An 8204-nucleotide genomic window follows, 5' to 3' on the forward strand; every position below is an offset into this window, starting at 1 on the left:
ACACGGGCGCAGTGATGTGCTGCCATTTGCCACGGGTATCGGTGAAACGGAAGTCAACGAATTTAACTTCGTTCTCTTTCACCATTTTCATTACGTCTGCGACGGTCTTGGCCATCAAGTTCTCCTGCTAGGGTAGGTTGGGTTAAAAAGTGCTCGAGGTTGGAGGATGCAGTTTCTGTGCCAGCATAAGCTCTCACAGAGCGCCTCATCAACTTCAGCATCAAGGCGCACATTTTGCCTTGAGATTGAAGCAAATTGGCTGCAAAAGTAGATTTCGAGCACCAAATAGAGAAAAACTGAGCGACCTATTTTGGTGCAATTTTGCACCAAAATGAATCTCACTCACTATCGCACCAATTCAGGGCCAAATTTCAAAGCGAAAGGCTGTAGGCCCGCCAACATGGCGGGATAAGCCAAAGCCACCTTGTCGGGTTCACCTTTGACGCCCAGTTCGATGTGACGACCGTGCCCAGGGTGATCCACGCTGGGCAAGCTAAAAACCTTCACGCCCGAGAAGTCTCGCTCCAAGGCTTCCATCAGTGGCGTGAGAGTGGCCTCCATCGAACCGTAAATGACGATGGACTTTTCAATCCACGCCGCATGTTCAAAGAGATGCGGGTAATAGGTGTCGAGTACCCATTCCATCATGGGCCATGCCATCACTGGAAAGCCGGGCACAAAGTGCACCACGCCACCACCAGCACCTTGGCAGGTGAAGCCTGGAATCTTGTTATACGGGTTGGGAATGATGCGCGCACCCAAGGGGAACACACCCATGTTGAGTCGGTGCACATTGTCATCACGATCGGGCTCGTAAGGTACGCCCTGCTCTTTGGCGGTGTCTTGCATGCGCTCACGAATCAAGGCTTCTGCCTCGCGGTGCAAAACAATGTCTAGCTCCAAGGCCCTGCCTGCGCATTGACGGGTATGGTCATCAGGCGTTGCACCAATACCGCCGCACGAAAAGACAATGCTGTTGCCGTCAAAAGCGCGGGCCAAGGTGCGTGTGATGCGCTCGGGCGAATCACCCACATAGTCGGCCCAGTCTAGCGACAGGCCGCGTGCATGGAGCAACTCAATCGCTTTGGGCATGTGCTTGTCCGCACGTTTGCCCGAGAGGATTTCGTCACCCACGATGATGAGGCCAAACTGTGGCCGAGTTTCAGAGGCTGGGGGGCTGTGGGGTGTGTGAGTCATCTACCAATGCTACTGGGGGAGCATCAACCACGGTGGGTAGGGGCACAGAGGCCCCCATCACCACAGTATCCGACTCTGCTCGCAGGACTTCAAGTGCAGCCAAGCTGTAATGTGTGAACCACAGTGAGGTAAAGGCAAACACCAAGGCATAGATCCAAATCACCAAGGGGATCAGCACCAGGAATGCGGCGACAAACAAAGCACCAGAGGCCCATACCAGGCTTGGCAAAGCACCCATATACCCCGTCAACACCCCGATCAGCAACAACCAAACGCGGTGCTTGCGGCCAATCTTCAAGCGCTCTTCACGGCTGGCATGCTGTACCAAGGCGTCATACACCATTACACGGTAACTGAGCCACCCCCAAATGAGTGGTGGCACGATGAACATCAACGGGGGAACTGCCCAGAGAGGCAATGAAATGACCATGGCCAGCATCGCGGCCAGTGTGGAACTGACTGTCCAGATCAAACTGGTCACAGTGCTCCCCCCGTGTTTGAGTGCCAAGTGTGCGAAGCGGCGATGGGCCACCAAATCCACCAAGGCTGGCGTCATCATCAAAGATACGGCCAACAACGAGATCACCACCAACACCGGCGTGATGGCAAAAATCATCACCAGTTGCACCATGACCGCTTGCAAGTGAGCCGCACCTTGGGCTTGTAGCCAAGCCATCATGCTCGGTAAAACTTGCCAAGAGGTGAGGATGTCGCGCAACCAGTCCTGAGTAGGCGTCCAATAGAAATACCCCCAGCTCACCGACAGCAAAAGCAACATGGCCAAAGGCAGCAGGGAGAGGACGATGACGCGAGGCATCAGGCAATAAGCTAGTGCTCGCCAAAAGGAATCTAGAAACAAACGCATACCAAAAGCATACCGCACACGTCAACGAGAGGAAGAAGCCCCAAAAGCTTGCAAAAGACGTTGAATACCCAGTCGCTGTTGAGCCCAAAACCCGTCTCCGTAATCCACGCCCTCTTCCACTTGGTCACGGATCCCCGTGGGCTCAAACCGCAGGTCAAAGTTAGCCGTGCCAAACAGCACATCCCACCAAGGTAAGAGCACACCAAAGTTATGCCCACCCAATGCGCCCCCTGTGCGCGTCACGTCACGTGCAAGGCCAGCCCTTGGCACAGGCCTTGACTCATGCCCCAAACCAATCGCGTGGTGTAAACGGTGAAAGCGTGGGCTGACCCACAGACGCTCACCCCACGAACCAAAACTCACGCGCAGATTTGCATGTTGGAAATTTTCAAACAGCTGCGTGAGCGCCACCACCGCCACAAACTGTGTAGGCGCGATGCCAATGAGTTGCGCGATAAACACCCAAACGACCGCACCGATCAGATCGTCTAACAAATGGTTTCGGTTGTCTGTCCACTGCGTCATCTGACGCTGCGAATGGTGCACCGCATGCAAAGCCCACCACCAACGCCATTCGTGTTGGGCACGATGCAACCAGTAACTGACAAAATCAAACACCACGAGGTACATCACAAAGCTGGTGAACGGCCCATCGGTGACGCCGAGCCACAGGTCTTCCAAATGGAACGTCCCCACGCCGTGCACACGCAACTCGCCCATCAAGTTGTCAAGCACGGGCTCAACCAATAGGAACAAGGCCACACGGAACAGCCCCAAACGATGAATCAAGGTGTAAATCACATCCGTGCGAATCGCGCGCGAGTTGGTCACCGGCTCCACGCAACGCCAGCGCTGTAGCGGCCCAATCACCACCAGCATGACGACAATTTGCATCAACCCCACCAGCAACCAGCCCGTAGCATTGAACACATCCTCCAAACGGTTGCCCAAGCCCACGGCAAACGCGATGGGCTGCATCACGCCTTCATACAAAGCCGCTTGCGTGTTGGCAAAAAGGTCTATCAGCGTATCCATGCTTTGAATTGTGGATGCTCTTTGAGTGTGGCAAAACAAAACCCTTTGGCTTTGAGGCCTTCAATCAAAGGCTCTAGCACCGTCGGTGCCCACGGATCTTGGCGCGACCAGATGCCTAAGTGCGCCATCAAAATGTCTCCCGCGTGGAGGTGGTTCAATGCACGCTCTAGCAGCAAGGCATTGGGGTATTTGTCGCTCGGCAGCTCATCCCCTAAAAAACCTGCCTCAGCCCAACCGACATGCATAAAACCGCATTGCTTGGCAGCATGCAGCAACGAAGGCGATGTTTTGCCGCCTGGCGCACGAAACAAGGGCAAGGGCTTGACCCCCGTGATTTGCTCTAGGCGCGTGTTAGCAAGTTGCAGTTGGTCGCAATAACGTTGGCTGGTCCACGCCTCTGTTTGGCCTTTTCTCGTACCGGTGGTCGGACGCATGCGCCAGCTGTCGCGCGGCAGGTCTGAGCGCCAATACACATGGTCAAACGTGTGTGAGGCGAAGGCGTGCCCCTCTGCGCCACGGGCCTTCCACCAAGGCGCCCAATATTCGCCCAATGAGCCATCGCCTTCTTTGGTCGGCTCATTGGCGGCAAAGAAAGTGACCTTCACCTGCTGACGGTTCAATACCTCTGCAATCAAGGATGCAACGCCCATATGACCTGTATCAAAGGTGAGATACAGCGGCTTGCTGCATGGCGCATTCGCATGTGCCGCCAACGCACACAGAGCCCAACCGCCCACAACCCACGCACGCCAAGAAACGCGCGGAGTTTTCAGTGGAGGCTGGCGTTGTGCTGGGTACATGTTCAATAACGCTTGGCGTGATCCAAGGTCCAAATGCCGTGCGGTGATTTACCGACTTTGACTTGACGCACCAGTTGACCTGTCGCCAGATCAATCACGCTGACTTTTTTAATCCAACGCGATGACACCAGCAGCAACTTGCCATCTGCCGTCACTTCCATGCAGTCAGGGCCGCCTGGGGCGTTGAACTGCGCCACAGACTCCAGCTTGGTGTAGTCAATTTTGTTGATTGTGTTCGCCACACGATTACCCACGAATACATGGCGACCATCACCCACGGCGCGGAAGGCATGCGCACCCTCGCCTGTTGGAATGTTTTTCACCAACTTGGCTTGCGGGCCCGTGACGTCATACACCTCCACATGATCGCCCCCCGTCAGCCCGACCAACAGGTGCTTGTCATCAGGTGTGCCAAACACATCCGCAGGCATAGCTCCTGTTTTGACGCGCCACTTCAATGTTTGCGTCGCCAAGTCCACCGCCACCAACTCGTCGCTATCTTGCATCGAGGCATAAACGGTGGTGCTTTTGCTGTCAATCCAAATGTGGCTAGGCGTTTTGCTCGATGGAATGCGCTTGACCAAAGTCAGTTCCTTGCCGTCCCAACGGTAAATATCGATGTGGTTCAAACGGTTGGCGACCGTGACAAACCATCTCATATCTGGCGAAAAACGCAACTGGTAGGGGTCGATGGTGCCGCGTACCACGCGCTGCACCTCGGCCGTGCGGGGGTCAATGAACGTGAGTGAATCACCACCTGCGTTGGCCACAATGACCGATCTCTCATCGGGCGTGAGGTAAATGTGGTGCGGCTCTTTGCCCGTGGGGATGCGACGGACTTCTTTCCATGTGACTGGATCAATCACACTGACGTTCGCGTCTAAAGAGTTCAGCACAAAGATGGGGTTGGCCGCTTGCACAGCGGGAGCTGCCAGCAGCAGCGCGCTAGCAAAAGCCAGCGTCAAACGTTGAATCAAAAACACTAAAAACACCTTGGAAAAATTTGCCCCCAGTGTAACGAGCGAGGCCTAGCAGGCTGCTGAAATACCCCATGCGCGAGCGCAATTCAACCCAAAAATCGTGCTATCGACGCACACAATTGCACATCGTGAAGTCCGTAGCAAATCACGCTGCAAACTCATGCGTTGTGCTTCCCTAACTGCAATAGTTTTGTAGTTAGAGTTTATCCGTAGCTTCTTGACATACAAAACTGTATACAGTTTGTAACACAAACCTTTCTAGGAGTTTTTATGCCCGATACGATTCACCCCGTCGACGAACGCTTGCCCACAGGCAAGCTCGCCGCTCTTGGCTTGCAACACGTGCTTGTCATGTACGCAGGCGCTGTGGCTGTGCCACTCATCGTGGGGCGTGCTTTGAAGCTTAGTCCCGAGCAAGTAGCCATGCTGATTTCGGCCGATTTGTTTGTGTGCGGTTTGGTCACCCTCATTCAGTCTTGGGGGGCCACGCAGTGGCTTGGCATTCGCCTGCCAGTGATGATGGGCGTGACGTTTGCAGCAGTGGCACCGATGGTGGCCATGGCCAGTGCCAACCCCGGCGACGCAGGGGCGCAGCTTATTTTTGGCGCCATCATGGGAGCGGGTGCCATTGCTATCTTCATCGCGCCGCTGGTGAGTCGCATGTTGCGGTTTTTCCCGCCTGTGGTGACCGGCACCATCATTGCCGTGATTGGCATCAGTTTGATGCGCATTGGTATCAACTGGATTTTTGGCAATCCCTTCGGCCCCACGGCCCCTTCCATCGTGAACCCAGAACACGCCAAGTGGCTGGCAGACGCAGCGTCCGCCGCATCGGCCCCCGGATCGACCTTGGCGGCAGTGCCTAAAGATCTGGCGCTGTTGGCCAAGATGCCCAACCCCAAGTACGCCGACCTCACTGGCGTGGGCATTGCGGCATTGGTGTTGGTGTCTATTTTGTCGATTGCCAAATACGCCAAGGGCTTTATTGCCAACATTTCGGTACTGTTAGGCATCGTCATCGGCGCCGCGGTAGCCACAGGCATGGGCCTGATGAACTTTGACAAGGTGGGCAAGGCGGAATGGTTTGGCATTGTCACGCCGTTCCAGTTTGGCATGCCTGTGTTTGACCCCGTGCTCATCCTCACCATGACCTTGGTCATGATCGTGGTGATGATCGAGTCCACCGGCATGTTCTTGGCCTTGGGCGAAATGACGGACCGCGATGTAGACCGCGCCGCGCTCACCCGTGGTTTGCGCACCGATGGTTTGGGCACGCTGATTGGCGGCATCTTCAATACCTTTCCCTACACCAGCTTCTCGCAAAACGTGGGCCTTGTGGCCGTCACGGGCGTGAAGAGCCGTTTTGTGTGTGTGGCAGGCGGCCTCATCCTCATTGTCCTGGGCGTCATTCCCAAAATGGCAGCCTTGGTCGAGTCACTGCCTACGGTGGTGTTGGGCGGCGCGGGCTTGGTGATGTTTGGCATGGTGGCAGCCACGGGCATTCGCATCTTGGGCGGCGTGGACTTTAAGAACAACCGCTTCAACAGCTTGGTGGTGGCTATCTCTATTGGCATCGGCATGATTCCGCTGATCGCGCCTAACTTCAAGCAATGGATGCCTCACAACCTGCACCCACTGATTGAATCAGGCATTTTGTTGGCTTCTATCTCTGCTGTGTTGTTGAACCTGTTCTTCAACGGCGCAGCGGAAGATGACTCAGCTGCTGTGGCTGCTGCACGCCAGACCGATAGCCACTAAATTGGCCCACGCCTTACGCGAATAGCCCGCTGAATCAGCGGGCTATTTTTTGGCCAACAGCCGTTGCTCTGTGCGCGGTGTGCCACATAAGCACTATTACTAACAGGCCCAGCAGTACCGCGCCGTTACACTTACCGTTGCGAAAATTAGCCTTGTGGCAAGGCGCTCACAAAAAACATTCCTATCGTCTGGAACAAACAAATCATGGAACTAATTCAAAGCACTGACTTCTGGCTAGGCTTGCTGTTGATCATTTGGATCAACATCATCTTGTCTGGGGACAACGCCGTGGTGATCGCTTTGGCCGCCCGCAGTTTGCCACCAGCGCAACAGAAGAAAGCCATCATATTTGGCTCAGGTGCGGCGGTCGTGCTGCGTATTGGTCTGACCGTGGTCGCCGCCAAGCTGATGACCTTGGAATACCTGCAAATCATCGGTGGTTTGTTGCTGTTGTGGATTGGTGCACAGCTGCTGGAAGCAGAAGAAGAAAATAACGAAGAAGCCAGCGAGCACAGCAACTTGTTCGCTGCGATTCGCACCATCTTGATTGCCGACTTGGTGATGAGTTTGGACAACGTGATTGCTGTAGCCGCCGCCGCAAAAGGCGACGAGATGCTGCTCATCATTGGACTAGCCATCAGCATCCCAATGGTTATTTTTGGCAGCACCTTGATGATCAAACTCATGGAGCGCTTCCCCATCATCATCACCTTCGGTGCCTGCTTGATTGGTTGGGTCGGTGGCGAAACCATCGCCAACGACGTGGTACTCAAAGCCTTCGGTGAAGCCAACTCATGGTTCCACTTGACTTGCGCGGCTGCTGGTGCGGTGGTTGTGTTGGGATGGGGCAAGCTCAAGTCAGCACAACACCACAAAACGGTGGAAGCCGAATAAACCGTCAATTTAGCTCCGTTGCACGCCAAGATCGGGCAGCAAGCACTGGCGCTAGATTTTTTAAACAGCGCGCTCACCAAGGCGGGATTGCTGAGCGCAGGCAAATGATCGACCGAGACCATTCTTTGAGCAACACCCAAGCGGGCCTATTGGGCATGAGCCGCTCCTCGGTGTATTACCCTGCCGCGCCCCACCAGCGAGGCACCCAAGCTATGTGCAAGCATTTGCAAGCATCCACTAGCGGCTACTACGAGCGGTGCTCACGCCCACCCAGTCAACGAAGCATCAATGGAGCGGATTCGTCAAATCCATGCCATGAGCGACTACACCTACGGACGCCCTCGTGCGCCAACTCAGCTCTAATGTCAAGCAACAGATAGCCCGCCCCTACAGCCAAGCGAGCAGCTAAGTTGTGCGCATGGACAGCACGGTTGATGCGGTCTGCAATTGACCCTGACATGACGATGCCAATTTCAGCAGCCGCTTGTGTATCTTCTTGTGTCAAAACCAAATCGGCGGACGTTCGCCGATTTGAAAGGGCGGATTCAAGGACGAAGTGCAACAAAGATGAACTGGTTATAGGTGGCTGAGGATGCGAGAGCATCATGGCCGCTTTAACCGCCAAGTCGAAGTTGCCCAATGTACAAGCACCTCAGCCGAGAAGAACGATACCAA

The 8204-nt window shown here is 55.0% G+C and carries 8 protein-coding genes; 2 read left to right on the top strand and 6 right to left on the bottom strand.

Translation table 11 applies throughout. The features are described from left to right. Positions 1-345 precede the first annotated feature (345 nt). The 5 genes from RMS03_RS10610 to RMS03_RS10630 are packed head-to-tail and all read right to left on the bottom strand — an operon-like array spanning position 346 to position 4880. Entirely contained in the window at positions 346-1197 is an 852-nt protein-coding gene (locus RMS03_RS10610; protein WP_310627026.1) for a molybdopterin-binding protein, read from the bottom strand. Next, on the bottom strand, positions 1163-2062 hold the full coding sequence (locus RMS03_RS10615; protein WP_310627027.1) for an EI24 domain-containing protein: 900 nt from the start codon (positions 2060-2062) through the stop codon (positions 1163-1165). The genes RMS03_RS10610 and RMS03_RS10615 overlap by 35 nt, the downstream gene beginning before the upstream one ends. A 21-nt stretch (positions 2063-2083) precedes the next feature. After that, positions 2084-3097, bottom strand: coding sequence for a sterol desaturase family protein (locus tag RMS03_RS10620; protein ID WP_310627028.1), 1014 nt, complete (start codon positions 3095-3097; stop codon positions 2084-2086). Continuing rightward, a complete protein-coding gene (locus RMS03_RS10625; RefSeq protein WP_310627029.1) occupies positions 3085-3897 on the bottom strand; it encodes a polysaccharide deacetylase family protein in 813 nt (270 codons plus the stop codon). The genes RMS03_RS10620 and RMS03_RS10625 overlap by 13 nt, the downstream gene beginning before the upstream one ends. Positions 3898-3899: 2 nt before the next feature. Next, entirely contained in the window at positions 3900-4880 is a 981-nt protein-coding gene (locus RMS03_RS10630; RefSeq protein WP_405023529.1) for a YncE family protein, read from the bottom strand. Between the two features lie 267 nt (positions 4881-5147). On the opposite strand from RMS03_RS10630, the gene RMS03_RS10635 reads away from it, so the two are divergent. Further along, positions 5148-6635 carry a nucleobase:cation symporter-2 family protein gene (locus RMS03_RS10635; protein WP_310627030.1) on the top strand — a complete coding sequence of 496 codons (1488 nt, stop codon included), beginning with the start codon at positions 5148-5150 and terminating at the stop codon, positions 6633-6635. A 204-nt stretch (positions 6636-6839) separates the two neighbouring features. Continuing rightward, positions 6840-7529 carry a TerC family protein gene (locus RMS03_RS10640; RefSeq protein WP_310627031.1) on the top strand — a complete coding sequence of 230 codons (690 nt, stop codon included), beginning with the start codon at positions 6840-6842 and terminating at the stop codon, positions 7527-7529. Between the two features lie 274 nt (positions 7530-7803). On the opposite strand, the gene RMS03_RS10650 is transcribed toward RMS03_RS10640, so the two are convergent. Continuing rightward, positions 7804-8034 (bottom strand): hypothetical protein, encoded by a 231-nt coding sequence (locus RMS03_RS10650; RefSeq protein ID WP_310627033.1) that lies wholly within the window; start codon positions 8032-8034, stop codon positions 7804-7806. Between the last annotated feature and the right edge of the window lie 170 nt (positions 8035-8204).

Origin of the sequence: Limnohabitans sp. (genome assembly GCF_031538885.1) — a bacterium.
In the GTDB taxonomy this organism is placed as follows: Bacteria; Pseudomonadota; Gammaproteobacteria; order Burkholderiales; family Burkholderiaceae_C; genus Limnohabitans.